Origin of the sequence: Paraburkholderia sp. USG1 (assembly GCF_031570135.1) — a bacterium.
GTDB classification, from domain to species: domain Bacteria; phylum Pseudomonadota; class Gammaproteobacteria; order Burkholderiales; family Burkholderiaceae; genus Paraburkholderia; species Paraburkholderia dioscoreae.
This window is the reverse complement of record NZ_JAMWXW010000049.1, coordinates 19,258-34,547: the sequence shown is the minus strand read 5'-3', so window position 1 is coordinate 34,547 and position 15,290 is coordinate 19,258. Positions and strand designations below refer to the sequence as shown.

General features: G+C 62.4%; 14 protein-coding genes, 1 tRNA gene and 1 pseudogene. All 16 read right to left on the bottom strand.

The features are described 5' to 3' along the window. Window positions 1-11: 11 nt before the first annotated feature. On the bottom strand, window positions 12-776 hold the full coding sequence (locus tag NE850_RS37375; protein WP_007176239.1) for an SDR family NAD(P)-dependent oxidoreductase: 765 nt from the start codon (window positions 774-776) through the stop codon (window positions 12-14). A gap of 58 nt (window positions 777-834) precedes the next feature. Beyond that, entirely contained in the window at window positions 835-1,485 is a 651-nt protein-coding gene (locus NE850_RS37370) for an ANTAR domain-containing response regulator (protein ID WP_007176238.1), read from the bottom strand. 1 nt (window position 1,486) lies between these two features. Further along, window positions 1,487-2,641, bottom strand: a complete 1,155-nt coding sequence (locus tag NE850_RS37365) for a transporter substrate-binding domain-containing protein (protein ID WP_007176237.1) — start codon at window positions 2,639-2,641, stop codon at window positions 1,487-1,489. Between the two features lie 80 nt (window positions 2,642-2,721). Further along, the gene (locus tag NE850_RS37360; RefSeq protein WP_007176236.1) at window positions 2,722-3,708 is read right to left on the bottom strand and encodes an acetamidase/formamidase family protein; all 987 of its coding nucleotides are present in this window, start codon (window positions 3,706-3,708) and stop codon (window positions 2,722-2,724) included. Window positions 3,709-3,721: 13 nt separating this feature from the next. Continuing rightward, window positions 3,722-4,429 carry an ABC transporter ATP-binding protein gene (locus NE850_RS37355; protein WP_007176235.1) on the bottom strand — a complete coding sequence of 236 codons (708 nt, stop codon included), beginning with the start codon at window positions 4,427-4,429 and terminating at the stop codon, window positions 3,722-3,724. Then, complete coding sequence (locus tag NE850_RS37350; protein WP_007176234.1) at window positions 4,426-5,136, bottom strand: ATP-binding cassette domain-containing protein; 711 nt, start codon at window positions 5,134-5,136, stop codon at window positions 4,426-4,428. The genes NE850_RS37355 and NE850_RS37350 overlap by 4 nt, the downstream gene beginning before the upstream one ends. Then, on the bottom strand, window positions 5,133-6,194 hold the full coding sequence (locus NE850_RS37345) for an ABC transporter permease subunit (protein ID WP_063721752.1): 1,062 nt from the start codon (window positions 6,192-6,194) through the stop codon (window positions 5,133-5,135). Before NE850_RS37345 ends, NE850_RS37350 begins: the two co-directional genes overlap by 4 nt. Window positions 6,195-6,212: 18 nt before the next feature. Next, window positions 6,213-7,082: an ABC transporter permease subunit gene (locus NE850_RS37340; RefSeq protein WP_007176232.1), complete on the bottom strand. Its 870-nt coding sequence runs from the start codon at window positions 7,080-7,082 to the stop codon at window positions 6,213-6,215. A gap of 66 nt (window positions 7,083-7,148) precedes the next feature. Next, entirely contained in the window at window positions 7,149-8,384 is a 1,236-nt protein-coding gene (locus NE850_RS37335) for an urea ABC transporter substrate-binding protein (RefSeq protein WP_007176231.1), read from the bottom strand. A gap of 359 nt (window positions 8,385-8,743) precedes the next feature. Beyond that, window positions 8,744-8,986: pseudogene (locus NE850_RS37330) on the bottom strand (Arm DNA-binding domain-containing protein); the annotation flags it as partial. Window positions 8,987-9,098: 112 nt separating this feature from the next. Then, window positions 9,099-9,194, bottom strand: a tRNA-Sec gene (locus NE850_RS37325). Window positions 9,195-9,221: 27 nt separating this feature from the next. Next, window positions 9,222-11,135, bottom strand: coding sequence for a selenocysteine-specific translation elongation factor (gene selB / locus NE850_RS37320; RefSeq protein ID WP_007176173.1), 1,914 nt, complete (start codon window positions 11,133-11,135; stop codon window positions 9,222-9,224). After that, window positions 11,132-12,562: an L-seryl-tRNA(Sec) selenium transferase gene (selA, locus tag NE850_RS37315; protein ID WP_007176172.1), complete on the bottom strand. Its 1,431-nt coding sequence runs from the start codon at window positions 12,560-12,562 to the stop codon at window positions 11,132-11,134. Before selA ends, selB begins: the two co-directional genes overlap by 4 nt. A 43-nt stretch (window positions 12,563-12,605) precedes the next feature. After that, window positions 12,606-13,601, bottom strand: coding sequence for a formate dehydrogenase accessory protein FdhE (gene fdhE, locus NE850_RS37310; RefSeq protein WP_310700237.1), 996 nt, complete (start codon window positions 13,599-13,601; stop codon window positions 12,606-12,608). A gap of 109 nt (window positions 13,602-13,710) precedes the next feature. Then, window positions 13,711-14,367 carry a formate dehydrogenase subunit gamma gene (locus NE850_RS37305; RefSeq protein WP_165187798.1) on the bottom strand — a complete coding sequence of 219 codons (657 nt, stop codon included), beginning with the start codon at window positions 14,365-14,367 and terminating at the stop codon, window positions 13,711-13,713. After that, window positions 14,354-15,286: a formate dehydrogenase subunit beta gene (gene fdxH, locus NE850_RS37300; RefSeq protein WP_007176169.1), complete on the bottom strand. Its 933-nt coding sequence runs from the start codon at window positions 15,284-15,286 to the stop codon at window positions 14,354-14,356. The genes NE850_RS37305 and fdxH overlap by 14 nt, the downstream gene beginning before the upstream one ends. Window positions 15,287-15,290 lie beyond the last annotated feature (4 nt).

The following is a 15,290-nucleotide window of genomic DNA, read 5'->3' as shown; positions in this document are numbered from 1 at the left end:
TTGACCGCGTGTCAGAGCTGCACGCCGCGCGTGAGTGCTCCGTCGACGACGAAGTTCGTGCCGCTCACAAAGCTCGCCGCCGGACTCGCGATGAACGCCACCGCGTTGGCGATTTCCTGCGGGCGTCCCATGCGCCCGGTCGGATTCAATGCGAGTGCGCGTTCGAATAGTGCCGCATCGTTATGCTCGATCCAGTCCCACACGCCGCCCTCGAAATAGACATTGCCGGGCGACACCGTGTTTGCGCGAATGCCTTTCGACGCGAGCTGATTCGCGAGCCCCTGCATGTAATGAACGAGCGCGGCCTTGAACACGCCATAAGGACCCGCTGCGAAATCGATCTCGCGTCCCGAGACGCTCGATATCGCGACGATCGACGCGGCCCGGCTCGCTTCGAGATACGGCATCGCCGCTTCGACGAGATTGACGGTGCCGAGCAGATCGGTCTCGAACTCCTTGCGCCACGATTGAATGTCGTTGCCGATTGCGAGCGCGCTCACATTCGCCACCACGATATCGAGGCCGCTCCACTCCGAGCCGATACGCTCGACCCACGCTTTCAGCGCGGCGCCATCCGATACATCGACTGCCGCGCCCGAGGCCCGCGCGCCGCTCAGTTCGGCGAGCGCGCTTACGGTCACGTCGACAGCAGCCTGATCGCGTGCGCATATGGCGACCTCAGCACCTTCCGCTGCGAGCGTCCGCGCAATGGCGAGTCCAATGCCCTTGGTACCGCCGGTCACGATCGCCTTCAAACCCTTCAATTGCAGATCCATGTTCGAAGCTCCGGTGCAGATGTTTGCATGTCTGTTAATCGATCGAGCGACGGCGCGCTCACTCTATATCGCGTCCCTCGCCTGACGTCATGCCGCGAGAAATCTGCAGCACTTCGCCTGCCTGAATGACGGAGTGGCAGATGTCGTCGATAGTTATGCGCTTCTCCATCGCCTGCGCGCGCAGCATGTCGTACGCCTCGCGTTCGCTCACGCGATGCATGGTCATCAGAATTTTTTTCGCTTCCTGCAAATGCCGGCTGTCGAGCAGCTTCTGTTCCAACTTGGCGATACGCTGCGCGTGCTGGCGCGAACGCTTTGCGTGATACAGCGCCATCACCACGGTCGACAGCAACCCCGATGCGCGCACCGGCGTCGTCACGATGCCGTCCGCTCCGAGCTTGATCGCCTGATCGATGAAGGTCGGATTCTCGTAGGCCACCACGCAGATGACGGGCGGCGCATCCGGTCCCGACCATTCGCCCTTCGGCGCGCGCTCGTCAGGCCGCAACGCGCGGAACACCAGGTCGACACGCTCCGGCAACGTCTCCACGGGCGGCCAGCATCGTTCGACCTGAAAACCCATGCGCCGAAGGTGGTTCGTGAGCGTCACCCCGTCGTCGTCGTCGGGATGGAAAACGACCACGTGCGCATTGCGCTCGAGGATCGAACTCGTGAGGCTGCGTTGGCCTCTGTCCGGGCGCGCGCTCACGTCAGTAGTCCCGCGTGCTCAATTTCGTGACCCAGTCCCCGAGCGTCTGACGCGTCATGTAGGGATCTGGCCCGACGGCGAACTTCGATTCGCGCAGGATAGTGAACTGGCCGTCGGCATTGGCGCGGCCAATGCGCGGATAGAGGGCCATGTGATGGTTGACCGGATCGATGCGCACCCGGCCTTGCGGCGCGGTGAACTCCGAGCCGAGCAGATGCGGCATGATGGTGCCGAGTTCATCCGAGCCGGCACGCGCGAACGCTTCGGCGAACATATGCATCTGATAGTAGGCGGCTTCCCAGTTCATGTCGGTTGGCGTGTGCGCGCCGAAGCGCGCCTGATGATGTCGCACCGCGCGATGATTCTCCGGCGTATCGATGCTCTGAAAATAAGGCGCAGCCGTGAAATGTCCTGTCGCGATGCCGCGTTCCATCGCGTGAATCTCGGTCTCGGACGTGTTGAGGCTGCCGATCGGCATGCTGGCCGGATCGAGGTCCGCGCGCGCATAGGCCTCGTAAAGATAAGGCACCGTCTCTCCGATCACTGTGCAGAAGATCCAGTCCGGCGACTTGCGCCCGATATCCGCGACCACCTGGTCGAACTGGTCGCGCGTGGCATCGAGCGACAAATAGCGCTCGCCGAGGATCGCGCCTTCGGGATGCTGAAGCAGTAGCTCCTGCATCGTCCGGTTGCATTCGTACGGATAGACATAGCTCGAACCGACAAAGTACACGCGCGCGCCGAACGTCTCCGTCATGAAGTCGGCGAGTTGCACACCGTTCTGGTTAGGCGACGCGCCGCTATAGATGATGTTGTCCGAATACTCGAAGCCCTCGTACATCTGCGCATAGATCAGCAGCCGGTTGTGCTTCTCGACGACGGGCAGCATCGCCTTGCGGCTGGTCGACGTATAACCGCCGAAAATGGTATTGACGCCGTCCTTCACGATAAGCCGCTCCGCCAGCTCGCGAAACGCGGCCGGATCAGAGCCGGGATCGTATTGAAGCGCGACGAGTTCGCGCCCGCCTATGCCGCCGCGCGCGTTGATCTCCTCGACGGCGAGGCATGCGCCGCGCCATTGAGATTGTTCGAGCAACGCGGTAGAACCGGTCGTCGAGCTAAGCAGGCCCACACGGATGGGATCGGATAATGCCATTTCTTGACGTGCTCTCGGATGCGCGCGGAGCATAGGCTCCGCGCTTTGGTCGTGTTACTTCGATTCTCCCGGCTGATGCTTTACTTCAGGTAGTGCTTGGCGACCATCGCGCCCACCGTATATTTTGGGTCGACAAAATTACCGAGACGTACCTTGCCGACCTGGCTCAGCATCATGTACGCATCCCACTTGTCAAAGCCATACTCCGCAGCCATCCACAGCACGAGTTCGCGATAGGCGATGCGCGTCGCGTCCTCCAGCGGCCGCGCGCTGCCGATGCTCATCAGCGCGTCCTCGTTCTCCAGACGCGGCCAGTCGATCTGCCATTTCTTGATGAGATCGACGCGCACGGTCGTCGTGCTCTGATACTCGACGGCCGTGCCGCACACTTCGCCGTCACCCTGACAGGCGTGCGCATCGCCGATGAAAAGCCGCCCGCCCGGAGAACGCACCGGCAGATACGTGATGCTGCCCGGCCCCATGTCGGGGACGTCCATATTGCCACCGTGATTGTCGGGTGTGAGCGAATTGATCGAATCGATTTCGGGAGAAAGACTCAGCGTCCCGATATGCGGTTTGTACGGCAGCGTATTGCGTTTGCTCCAGTACACGTTCTCTTCGTCGATCTTGATCTTCCGTACGATTTCCGGCAACGGCTCGTTGAGCAGCGCGGTGTAATCCGTGCCGGTCAGCCCGCCGAAGTTCGGAATCATGCAGCAGAAGCCGTGCGGATCGTCGCCGCGCGGCGCCATCTTCTCGATATATACCGCGACCACGTCGCCTTTCTCGGCGCCTTCGATCATGATCGGCCCGTTCTGCGGATTGAGAAAAGGCACCTGCAGCACCTGCGACGGCTTGTCGGTTTCTTCCCTGATCTTGCCTTCGAAGGCGTCGCGCGTTTCCACCACCACGCGATCCCCCGGCTTGACGTGCAGAACAGGCTGCGAATATGGGCCGATCGTGTAGTGATAGGTCTTCTGCATCTCCTCGGTGAGATGGTGTTCCACCGGCTCTCGATCGGCGCCGACACCGCGCTTCATCATGATCGATTCTTCAAGCCATTTCATGTTCCGCTCTCCGTCACAGTGCCAGATACTGGCGAATCAATTGTTCGTCGCCGAGTTGCTCAGGGCTCAATGTCTCGACGATACGGCCCTTGTCCATCACGCAGCAGCGATTCGCGATGCGCTCGACCATGCCCATATCCTGCTCGACCAGCACCACGCCGATACCCGTGTCGTGCGCGATATGCTGCAGCGTGTCGCCGATCAGATCGACGATAGACGGTTGAATGCCTTCGGAAGGCTCGTCGAGCAACAGCACCTTCGGCGCGCTGATCAGTGCGCGGGCAATCGCCAGTTGCTGCTGTTCGCCCCCGCTCATGGTTCCCGCCTTCTGCGTATAGCGTTTCTTCAGAATCGGAAAATAGCCGACGACTTTCTCTTTCATGTCCGCGGCGCGCGCCCGATTCGCCTGCGCGCCGACCTGCAGATTCTCGGCAACGGTCAGCGCGCCGAAGATCTCGCGCCCTTGCGGCACATAGCCCATACCGCTCTGCGCCCGGGCATACGGCTTGTCCTGGCCGATCGCATTGCCTTCGAGGCTGATTTCGCCGGCATCGAGCCTGACAAGACCGATCAGCGCGCGCATCAACGTCGTCTTGCCGACCCCGTTGCGCCCGATGAGCGCCAGCACCTCGCCGTGTCCGACGCCGAACGACACGCCGTTCAGCACGCGGCCGCCGCCATATCCCGCTTCAACGTTCGACACCTCCAGCAACGCGCTCATTTCTTCTTCCCCAGATAGACTTCCGCGACGTCGTCGCGCGCGAGAATCTCGTCGAGTGGCCCGTCGGCGAGCAGACTGCCGCCGTGCAGTACCGTGACGCGCGAGGCGATCTGCTTGACAAAGGTCATGTCGTGCTCGACCACCATCATCGTGAGGCCGTCTGCCGACAGTCGCTTGATGAGTTCGCCAGTCGCATGCGTCTCCTCCACCGACATGCCGGCCACCGGTTCATCGAGAAACAGCAACTTCGGGCGCAACGAAACGGCCATCGCGATTTCGAGCCATTGCTTCTTGCCGTGCGACAGATGGCGCGCGAGCACGTGCTCTTCGTTCTCCAGCATGAAGCGCCGCAGCAGTTCGTCGAGACTTTCGGGCCGGTCATCCTTCGCGCGGTGCAGCGACAGATGCAAATGCTGACGCACGCTCAGATCGGGAAACACACCGGGAATCTGGAACTTGATACTCATGCCCATACGGATGCGCTCGTGCGGAAGCACATGGCTCATGTCCTTGCCGAGAAACAGCACGCTGCCTTCGGAAGGGCGATGCTCGCCCGTGATGAGCTTGAAGAACGTGCTTTTGCCCGCACCGTTCGGCCCGATCACGCAGCGAATCTCGTTCGCCTCGATACTGAAGTCGATGCCGTTGATCACATGCGCGCCGCCAAAATGCTTCTTGAGCCCGCGCGTTTCGAGCAGCGTGGTCATGACTTGCCCTCCTCTCGCTTCAGACATGCGCCGGTGTGGTGTGAACGGCCGCCCGTGCGGCTCGACAGACGCCGCAGATGCCGCGCGACGAACGGAAGCAGACCTTCGGGCGCGGCCAGCACGACAATCAGCAGAATCGCACCGAGCAGGATCAGCGCGTACTGGCTGCCGTATACCGCGAGATTCTGCGAGAGCCACACGAGCAAGGCGGTGCCGATGATCGTTCCGCCGATGCTCTTTCTTCCCGACGTCGCGACCCAGATCACCGGCATCGCGGCAGCGGTGAGGCCCATAGTCGACGGCGTGATGTAGGAGCCCCAGATCGTGTACAACGCACCCGACAATCCGCCCAACGTGCAGCCGAGCACGAACACCATCAGTTGATGACGGCGGATGTCGACGCCTAGCATCTCCGCCCGCTGCGGATTCTCCCGGATAGCGATGAGGGTCAAACCGAAGGTGCCGTCGAGCAGCTTGCGCATGATCGCGTAGACCGCGATCAGCAGAAGCAGCACGAGGTAGTAAAAGCTCACGTTCTCCAGCGTGAGCGGGCCGCCCGGCCACGGAATGGTCAATTGCGGCATGCCGCCCATACCGTTGTAGCCGTTCAGCCGTGCCTCGCCGATCGCCCACTGCGGCCCTGCCGTCTGCGACATGAAGGTTTCGAGCACGAGCGTCACCGACAACGTGACGATACCGATGAACACGCCCTTGATGCGCCCATAAAAAATCATGTAGCCGATCAGCGCCGCGACGACGATGCTCACCACGATGCCCGCGCCGAGCCCGAGCCACGACTCGAACCACGTGTCGCCATAGTTGAGCGTGAAGATACCGTAGGTGTAGCCCGACAGCCCGAAGAACGCGGTCTGCCCGAACGACAGGATGCCGCCGTAGCCCCACATCGCGGCGAGCCCGAGCGCGCTGAACGCCCACAACAGACAGTAGGCGAGATTGCCGCTGGTGTTCGCATCGACCACCAGCGGCAGACATAGCGCCAGGAGCCACGGCACCGTATGCAACGCGCGAGTTGCGGCACTGGTCGAAGGCCCTTTCATTTGCTTCACGTCTGCCTCCTAGCGCAAGCGGGTGAAGAGATTGCCGAGGCCTTGCGGCATCAACCGGATCACGACGATGACGGTGACCAGCAGACCGATCTGTCCGAACAGCTGCCCATAGGACGCCGTCAGCGCGGTCTGGATGATCGCGAGCACACCGGCCGCCGGTGTCGTGCCGGCGATCACGTTGGCGCCGCCGACCACTACCGACACGAAGGCCTGCACGATGAAGTTGCTGCCCATGGTCGGCACCGCCGTCATGGTCGGCGCGTAGAGCGCGCCGGTGAGGCCCGCGAGTCCCGCGCCCAGCGCGAAGGTCAGCGTATAGAGCCGGTCGGTGCGCAGGCCGAGGCATTGCGCGATATTCGCGTTCTGGATCGTGGCGCGCGCGCAGACGCCGTAATTGGTTTTGAAGAACAGCAGGTAGAGGCTGAACAGGATGGCGAGCGCGATACCGGGCAGCACGGCGCGATACGTCGAGAACGAATACTCGCCGAGCGAAAACGAGCCGAACGGTGTGCTGATCCCTTCGATCGACGGACCGGCGACGAGCAGCATGGTCTGCTGCACGATCAGGCTGATTGCCCACGTTGCCACGACGGAGTCGAACAGACGGTCATAGAGATGGCGAATCACCAACCGTTCGATGATGACGCCCGCAAGCGCCGCCGCGAGCGCGCCGAGCAGCATCGCGAGCGGCAGCGGCGCACCGTGCTTCGCCGTGATGATGGTCACGTACGCGCCGCACATGATGAACTCGCCATGCGCGAGATTGATGACGCCCATCATGCCGAAAATCACCGCGAGACCGAGCGCCGCGAGCACCAGATACGCGAAGTTGTCGCCGAACTGATAGATGAGCGAATAGAGAACCGATAGAGTGGCCATACGTGCTCCACGTTCAGGAGGCCGGCGCGCGCGAGCATGCTGCATTTCCCGCGCGCCGGCTTCGGATCAGGACTTCTTGGGCAGGTTCGACGGCGTGTATTGGCGATGATCCGGCCGGTTCGGCAGATCGCAGCCGACCTTGCCGAGCCAGTAAGGCTGCACGTCGTCCCAGACCTTCGGAATCTCGACCGAGTGATCCTCCTTCACGTGCACGAGATAAATCGTGTGACTCGCGTGATGGCTCTTCGGATCCATGCACACCTTGCCTTGCGCGCCGGTCGTGCAGATGTCGCCGCTTTCGAGCGCTTTGCGCACCGCGTCCTGATTCGTCGACTTCGCTTTTTCGACCGCGGCCTTGTAGAGATAGAGGGCGTCGTAGGCGTTGGCGGCTTCCTGGTTGATGTACGGCTCATTCGGGAACTTCGCGTGGAAGCGCTTCTTGAAGTCGTTGCTGGCGGGCGAATCGACCTCCTCGACGTAGTTCGCCGTCACGTACATGTCCTTCAGCGCAGGCGGTTTGAAGCGCTTGTGCTCATAGGCCTGACCGACGTTCACCGAACTCGCCATCGGCAGATTCAGATGCGCCGACGCCTGCTGCTCGTAGTACGAAGACTGATTCGCACCGACCAGCAGCGTGACGACGAAGTCGGGCTTCGCCTTCTGGATGTTCTGAATGGTCTGGCCGAACTGCGATACCGACAGCGGAATGAATTCCTCGCCGACCATCGTGCCGCCGTTTTCCTTGACGATGTTGCGTACCCACTCCGCCGAAATCTGCCCGAAGTTGTAGTCGGCCGCGATGGTGTACACCTTCTTGCCGTACTTTTGCATCATCCACGGAATGAGCGTCGAAAATTGCTGCTCGGGCACCGCGCCGGTAACGAAGGTGTTCGAGTCGCAAACGCCGCCCTCATACTGATTGTCGTACCAGTAGAGTTGATGCGCGCGGTCCATGATCGGGCGGATTGCCTCGCGCGATGCGCTGGAGAACGCGCCGAAAATCACATCCGGCTTGTCGGTCTGCACGAGCCGCCGGGCCAGTTCCTGAAACTTGGTGTTGTCCGACTGGGTGTCGTAGGCGATCAGCTTCACCGGGCGGCCGAGAATGCCGCCCTTCGCGTTGATCTCGTCGACGGCGAGTTCCGTGGCGTGAATCTTGGGAATCGTAGCCAGTGCGAAATTCCCCGAGGCGTCTTCGAGCAAGCCGACCTTCACGGGATCAGCGGCGCTCGAAGCGAGCGAAGTCAGTGCGAGTCCTGCGGTAAGGGCGAGACGCATCCAGCCCGACGGCTTCAGCAACATGCGGGTTCTCCAGAGAGGGGCGCCAGACGTGAGCGCTAGAACAGGGGGAAAAAACGTGCACAAAAAAAGCCCCCTGACGAACGGCGAGTTCGTCAGGGGGCTTCTGTGCCGGATCCTCGGGCGGACATCTTTGTCAGGCCTCGAAGGAGTGACTTGAGTCTAAAGCGCCATATTTTTGTTTGTCAACTGCTGACAAAAATTTCGGGGTGCTTCGCGAGGGTGGGCTGGACGGGAGGTTGAAGTCGATACCGGGTTCTCCGATTGGTAAAGCGTGGGGAGTCCGCAGTGTTCTCAAACTGACCGACATTACATGATGCTGTTACGGATGGCGCCGCCTGCTTTTTTAATCAGCCATTCGTCAGATCTCTGACCATGTCACGGTATCCGGTGGCCAGTTTCCGCGCCTCGCCAAGCGAGACTCGCGAAAGCGGACCGAGGCCCATCTCCCGCACGCGCCCGTCAAGCCTGAAGCGAAATACCCATGAGCGAGCGCCACTGTCGGCGATCTGCATATAGAGGCCACCGCCGTCGGCGTAATGGCCTGGCACGACCTCTTTGGCGAGCCGCAGCGCGCTAAGGCAGTGCAACTGTCGTCCTGCCATATTGCCCTCCACTCCTACCCACAAAACCCATGTCGCCACCCATAAACCGCTTTGAAATCAGCGATCTATCGGACGTTTACGGAACAGGTCGGAATAGCCCGGAAGGCCCATGTGGCGGAAGGCAGCCGGAGTCGAACCGACCTGAGAGCGTCTGACGCCCTCAACTGGGTTTGAAGCCCAGCCGCACCACCGGATACGAATGCCTTCCTACGGTGATTGAACTACATGTGCCCGATCAAAGCAGATCGAGCCAACGACTATCCGTGCGCAGCAGATGCAGCCCACGGTGGAAGCGAGTATACCCAACCCGGTCGAAGAATTCCAAAAGCTGGATCGCGCGTTTGCGGCCCAGTCCCGTCACATCGCGAAACGGTGCGGCCGCAACCGTGCCGGCATTCTTTTGCGCCTCGGCCGCCGCAATCGAAGCCAGTTCCCGAATCACCTCCTGGTGATAAAAGAGATCGCGCACGACCTGAAACAGCTCGCCCTGCCGCGCGAGCTTGCGCATCAACTGACGCACGCGCTCTTCGGATACGCCGTGTGCGGTGGCCAGATCGCGCACCCACGGCGGATCGAAACGTCCCGCTTTCACCGCGGGAATCAACGTTGCCGCGAGCGAGCGATCTGCATCGTCGAGCGTCACCGTGTGGCCTGGCAGATGCAACCAGGGCCCGCGTTTGACGATCTCGCCACGCAGCGCGGCATCGTCCACAAGCGCGCGCCACAGCGCGTCGTCCACCAGCGGCGCCGCGATCCGCCGCAAGCGCGAGACGTCCGGGCCCAGCTCATCCGGCGAGCGTTCGTGGTATTCGGCGAGCGTCGTCGTCAATCGCGTGTTGAGCGCTCGCCAACGCGCATCGGCAACCAGTAATGCATCCTCGTGAGGCAGTTCGACTACGCGCGTGCCGGGCGGCAACGCCAACGCGGCTGCCGGCATGCCTGTCAAGCGTTCCAGCAGCGAGCGCGACAAACCATGCGGCGCTCTTGCGAAGAGGGCGTCGAGCGTGCCGGTGTCGAGCATGACCTGAAGCGCGTCGAGCCACACCAGCCGCTCAACCGAACGACGCTTGCGCGACGGCGCGAACGGATCGAGCACATGGCCGCCGCCAATCGTGCGAGTGGCCTGCGCATTGCGCACCACGAAGCGATCGCCCGGCACTGCACAGACAGGGCGCTCGAATACCAGTTGAACGCGGGCACGCTGACCGGCGTGGAGTGCTTCGCCATCCAGCAAGGCAACATGCGCGACCTGGTGCTGCGTGCCCAGATGCACATGCAGCGGCGCCCAATGCTCCAACGTAAGCGATGCATCGGCAAGCAGCGTCAGCATGACGTCGACTCGCTCCGAAGCCTGCGAAAGCCGCGGATCGACGATCCAATCGCCGCGCTCGATCGCACTCTTCTCGATGCCCGCGAGGTTCAATGCGCAGCGCTCGCCGGCTCGCCCCGTCTGCGCCGCACGATTCTGCGCATGAATGCTGCGCACGCGCACCGGTAAATTCTTTGGCGCAAGCAGCATCGTGTCGCCAACCGTCACGCGGCCCGATACCACGGTGCCGGTCACGATCGTGCCCTGGCCCGCGAGCGTAAAAACACGATCGACGGCGAGACGGAACAGGCCGTCGTCGCGCTTCATGCGCCACGCCGTGGCCGCCGCAAACAGATGCGCCTTCAGCGCGGCCACGCCGGGGTCGTCGGAACGCGTCGCGCATGTCTCGAAGACGGGCGCGTCCTGCAGCACGCTGCCGCTCAGAAACGCGCTCACTTCGTCGTGCACTTCCCGCAAACGCTGCGCGTCCACGCGGTCCACCTTGGTCAGCGCGACGGCGCCGCGGCGGATGCCGAGCAACTCAATAATGGCCAGATGCTCGCGCGTTTGCGGCATCACGCCGTCGTCGGCGGCAATCACGAGGAGCGCGAAATCAATGCCGCTGGCGCCCGCGGTCATGGTATGCACGAGCTTCTCGTGGCCCGGCACATCGATCAGGCCGAGCACGTCGCCGTTTTCGAGCGGCACGTACGCATAGCCCAATTCGATCGAAATGCCGCGCGCTTTCTCTTCCTTGAGACGATCCGTATCGACACCCGACAGCGCTTTCACCAGGCTCGTCTTGCCGTGGTCGATATGTCCCGCCGTACCGACGATCATGCGCGCACGCCTTTTAGCTGCCCGATCAGTTGCGCTTCGTCGGCGGCTTCGAGACAGCGCAGGTCGAGGCGCAATGCGTCGTCCGCGATACGGCCGATCACGGGCCGCGCCATCTCGCGCAGCAGCTTTTCGAGCGCGAGCAATTGGCGGCCACCGCGCTTGCCGTCCGCCGTTCTGACGACAAGGCCGTAGCTCGGCAGCACATCGACAGGTAAGGCTCCGCTGCCGATCTGACTGAACATCGGCTCCGCCGCGACCGCATAGCGTTCGCCGAGCGCACGCTGCAAAGCGGGCCGTACGCGCTCGGCGGCGAGCCGGATGTCGTCGGCGGGACGGGTCAGCAAGCGCAGCGTGGTGAGCCGCTCCGAGAGCTTTTCGGGCGCGCGATAAAGCTGCAACACAGGCTCCAGCGCGGCGAGCGTCAGTTTGCCGACGCGCAACGCGCGCTTGAGCGGATGCTTCTTGATCTTCGCGATCAGATCGCGACGCCCGACGATCAACCCGGCTTGCGGACCACCGAGCAGTTTGTCGCCACTGAACGTGACGAGGTCGGCACCGGCCTTGACGGTTTCGCGCACGGTTGGCTCGCGCGGCAAACCCCATTGGCCCAGATCGACCAGCGTGCCGCTGCCAAGGTCGACAGCAACCGCAAGGCCACGCGCGTGGGCGAGCGGCGCGATTTCATCCAGACCGACTTCTTTGGTGAAACCGTTGATCGCGTAGTTGCTCGCGTGGACTTTCATCAGCAGCGCGGTTTGCGGGCCGATGGCTTCCTCGTAGTCTTTCAGATGCGTGCGGTTCGTGGTGCCGACTTCGCGCAGCTTCGCGCCCGCGCGGCTCATGATGTCCGGAATGCGAAACGCGCCGCCAATCTCGACCAGTTCGCCCCGCGACACGATCACTTCTTTCTTCGACGCCAGCGCGGACAGCGCAAGTAGCACCGCGGCCGCATTGTTGTTGACCACGGTGGCCGCTTCAGCTCCGGTCAATTCGCAGATGAGCTCGTCGATCAGATCGTCGCGATCGCCGCGCTTGCCGGTGTCGAGATCGAATTCGAGGTTGGCGGGTTGCGTGAGCGCCTTCATGACGGACTGCACGGCCTCGTCGGGCAGCAATGCACGGCCGAGGTTGGTATGCAGCACGGTGCCGGTCAGATTGAAAACGCTACGCAGGCGCGACTGGTTGCGTTGGCGCAGCGTGGCTTCTACTGAGCTCTTCAGTTGCACGGCGTCGAGCGCGTTCACGGATGCAGCGCCCGACTGCGCGCTCGCGCGCCAGTTGTCGAGCGCCTCGCGCACCGCGCCCAACACCTGCGTGCGGCCGTACTCGCCGATCAGCGGCGTGAACTCGGCCGACGCCATCACTTTTTCCACCGACGGCACGCGCGCCATCAGCGCCCGCAATTCAGAGCCGCTTACATCGCTCACGAGGCAATCCCTTTTCTGATCTACTGGTGTCCAAGCGCTAGTGCTAGTCGGACTCGCCGGAAGACTCGTCCGCACCGGCGGCCTGTTCGGGCCACAGCCACGGATGCGGCGAAGCCCGCCGATAACCTTCCGCCCCCATCAAGAGATCCAGCGTGAGACTGGCGAGATCGTCCGCGAACGGTTCGAAATTGTAGTCCTTCGACTGAATGCCGATCTTTCGATAAGTATGGCATTCGTCGCACGATTCCGCTTTCAGCGCGGCGTTCTTCGATTCGGTTTCGCGCGTGGCCTCGTCGGCATCCGGCGAACCGACCGTGTGATAGGCAATACCCTTGGTCGAATCGCAGTTCGAGCACTTCGCTCGAACCATGTGCCATTCGGTCGAGCACAACCCGCATTGCAGGTAGCGGTAGTTATCATACGCGCCGCCCACGCGCACGATGCTCGCCACCGGATGCGATCCGCACACGGGACACAGGCCGAGGGTTTCGATGTACGGCACTTCGCGCTTGTCGATATCGGCGGCGAGGTCGGTCCACACCACTTGCAGCGCGGCCACGATGAACGGCGCGCTCGCCGGGTCGACCTCTTCGAAGCGCTGCGCGAAGATCGCGTCGGCCTGGAATTCGAGCGCAGCGGTATCGAGCGTGCGCAAATGGTCGATCAGCGCTTCGAGCGGCGGCGTGAGCGGGCCCGCGGCGGCCACCTTGTCGAGCAGTTGGCGCAGCACATCGCGCCACGCCGGATCGCGCACACCGGAAAGCGCCGGAATCAGCGGCATGGAATGTTGCTGCGCGCTCGCGATCAACTCGGGGCTCGGCGGTCGCGCCTTGAAGCCTGTCATCACGGCTTGCTGCGCGTCGGCGAGCACGGCCATCAGGTGCAAATAGCCGGCGATCGGATTGTTGAGCGCCGCGAGCTGGCGCAGGCGCGCGGCGCGCGCGGAGAACACCGCAAGCCGCTCCGGCGTGCGAATGCGCGGAATCGCCGAATGGTCGAGCGACTCGATATCGCCGACTTCGAGAATACGTTGAACCACAGTATCGACCTCTGAAAACTGAAGAGCCGCCGCCGTTCATCGAACAAGGGCGGCGGCTCGGGGTGCAGCGCGCTTTGGTTGCGCTGCCTGGGTGCCTAGGCGTGGCCCGCTATTTACCGATGATTTCCTTGAACCAGTTCGGATGATGCTTTCTCGCCCAGCCGTAGGTCACCGTGCCGCGCATCATGGCACCGATCGATCCCTTGATCCACAACGCCGCATAAATATGCACGACGATGCCGACGATCAGCACGAACGCCGCTGCCGCATGCACCAGCGCCGCGAGCCGGACGATCTCGATCGGAAAATAGAACGAGAAGTAGCGCCGCCAGATCACGATGCCGCTTGCCAGCAACAGCAGCAGGCAGATCACCATCGTGAAAAATAGCAGCTTTTGACCGGCGTTGTACTTGCCGATCGCGGGAAGCTTTTCCTCGCGATTGTTGAGCACGTCGTCGATCTGCTTCATCCACTGAATGTCGGCCTTGTCCAGATAGTTGTGGTGCCAGAAGCGCAACGCAAGAATCAGGAACGACAGAAACATCACGCAGCCCACGAACGGATGCAGAATCCGCGTCCATTGCCCGCCGCCGAAGATCGCGTAAAGCCACGACATTGCCGGATGAAACATGGCAAGGCCGGAGAGCGCCAGCAGCACGAACGTGATGGCGGTGATCCAGTGATTCGTGCGCTCATTCGGCGTGTAGCGCACGATCAGGCTGTTGCCCTTCACGTCCTTCAACTCGGTATGCTCAGGGTGCTTCATTGGATGCCTCCCGCGAACGGCGTGCTTCGTCGGCTTCGTGCTGGGCTTCGGCTTCTTCCGCCTCGCTCACCTCGTTCGGACCCACGCGCGTGTAGTGGAAGAACCCGGCCACGGCCGCGAACGCGATACCCGCGAGCGCCAGCGGCTTGGCCAGCCCTTTCCACAGCCCGACCATCGCGCTGATCTTCGGATTCTGCGGCAAACCGTGATACAGGTTGGCCTTGTCGGCGTGATGCAGCACGTACATGACGTGCGTGCCGCCCACGCCGGCAGGATCGTACAAGCCGGCATTCTGGAAACCGCGTTCCTTCAGATCTTCCACCCGGTCGGCGGCCTGCTGCTTCATGTCCTCCTTGGTGCCGAACATGATCGCGCCGGTCGGGCACGTCTTCACGCAAGCCGGTTCCTGGCCCACCGCCACGCGGTCCGAACACAGCGTGCACTTGTACGCGCGATTGTCCTTCTTCGAAATGCGCGGCACGTTGAACGGGCAACCCGTCACGCAATAGCCGCAGCCAATGCAGTTCTCCTCGTGGAAATCCACGATGCCGTTCGTGTACTGCACGATCGCGCCCGGTGACGGACAGGCCTTCAGACAGCCCGGATCCTCGCAGTGCATGCAGCCGTCCTTGCGGATCAGCCACTCGAGATCGCCTTCGGTGTTCTCGTATTCCGAGAACCGCATGACGGTCCACGAATGCTCGCTCAGATCGCGCGGGTTGTCGTAAATGCCGGTCGTGGTACCGACTTCGTCGCGCAGATCGTTCCACTCCATGCAGGCGGTCTGACACGCCTTGCAGCCAATGCACTTCGAGACGTCGATGAGCTTGGCGACCGTGCCCGTGACCGGCTCACGCACTTGCGGTTCAGGCAAGGTCGTGGCCGAGAGGCGTTTGATGTCCAGTGATTGCAGTGCCATCTCT

Bases quoted from the DNA above. Each gene is read 5' to 3' on its own strand.
- NE850_RS37360 (WP_007176236.1), bottom strand. From the start codon at position 3,708: ATGAAATGGCTTGAAGAATCGATCATGATGAAGCGCGGTGTCGGCGCC.
- NE850_RS37365 (WP_007176237.1), bottom strand. From the start codon at position 2,641: ATGGCATTATCCGATCCCATCCGTGTGGGCCTGCTTAGCTCGACGACC.
- fdxH (WP_007176169.1), bottom strand. From the start codon at position 15,286: ATGGCACTGCAATCACTGGACATCAAACGCCTCTCGGCCACGACCTTG.
- NE850_RS37350 (WP_007176234.1), bottom strand. From the start codon at position 5,136: ATGACCACGCTGCTCGAAACGCGCGGGCTCAAGAAGCATTTTGGCGGC.
- NE850_RS37340 (WP_007176232.1), bottom strand. From the start codon at position 7,082: ATGGCCACTCTATCGGTTCTCTATTCGCTCATCTATCAGTTCGGCGAC.
- NE850_RS37355 (WP_007176235.1), bottom strand. From the start codon at position 4,429: ATGAGCGCGTTGCTGGAGGTGTCGAACGTTGAAGCGGGATATGGCGGC.
- NE850_RS37335 (WP_007176231.1), bottom strand. From the start codon at position 8,384: ATGTTGCTGAAGCCGTCGGGCTGGATGCGTCTCGCCCTTACCGCAGGA.
- selB (WP_007176173.1), bottom strand. From the start codon at position 11,135: ATGATCGTCGGTACGGCGGGACATATCGACCACGGCAAGACGAGCCTG.
- NE850_RS37305 (WP_165187798.1), bottom strand. From the start codon at position 14,367: ATGAAGCACCCTGAGCATACCGAGTTGAAGGACGTGAAGGGCAACAGC.
- NE850_RS37345 (WP_063721752.1), bottom strand. From the start codon at position 6,194: ATGAAAGGGCCTTCGACCAGTGCCGCAACTCGCGCGTTGCATACGGTG.
- NE850_RS37375 (WP_007176239.1), bottom strand. From the start codon at position 776: ATGGATCTGCAATTGAAGGGTTTGAAGGCGATCGTGACCGGCGGTACC.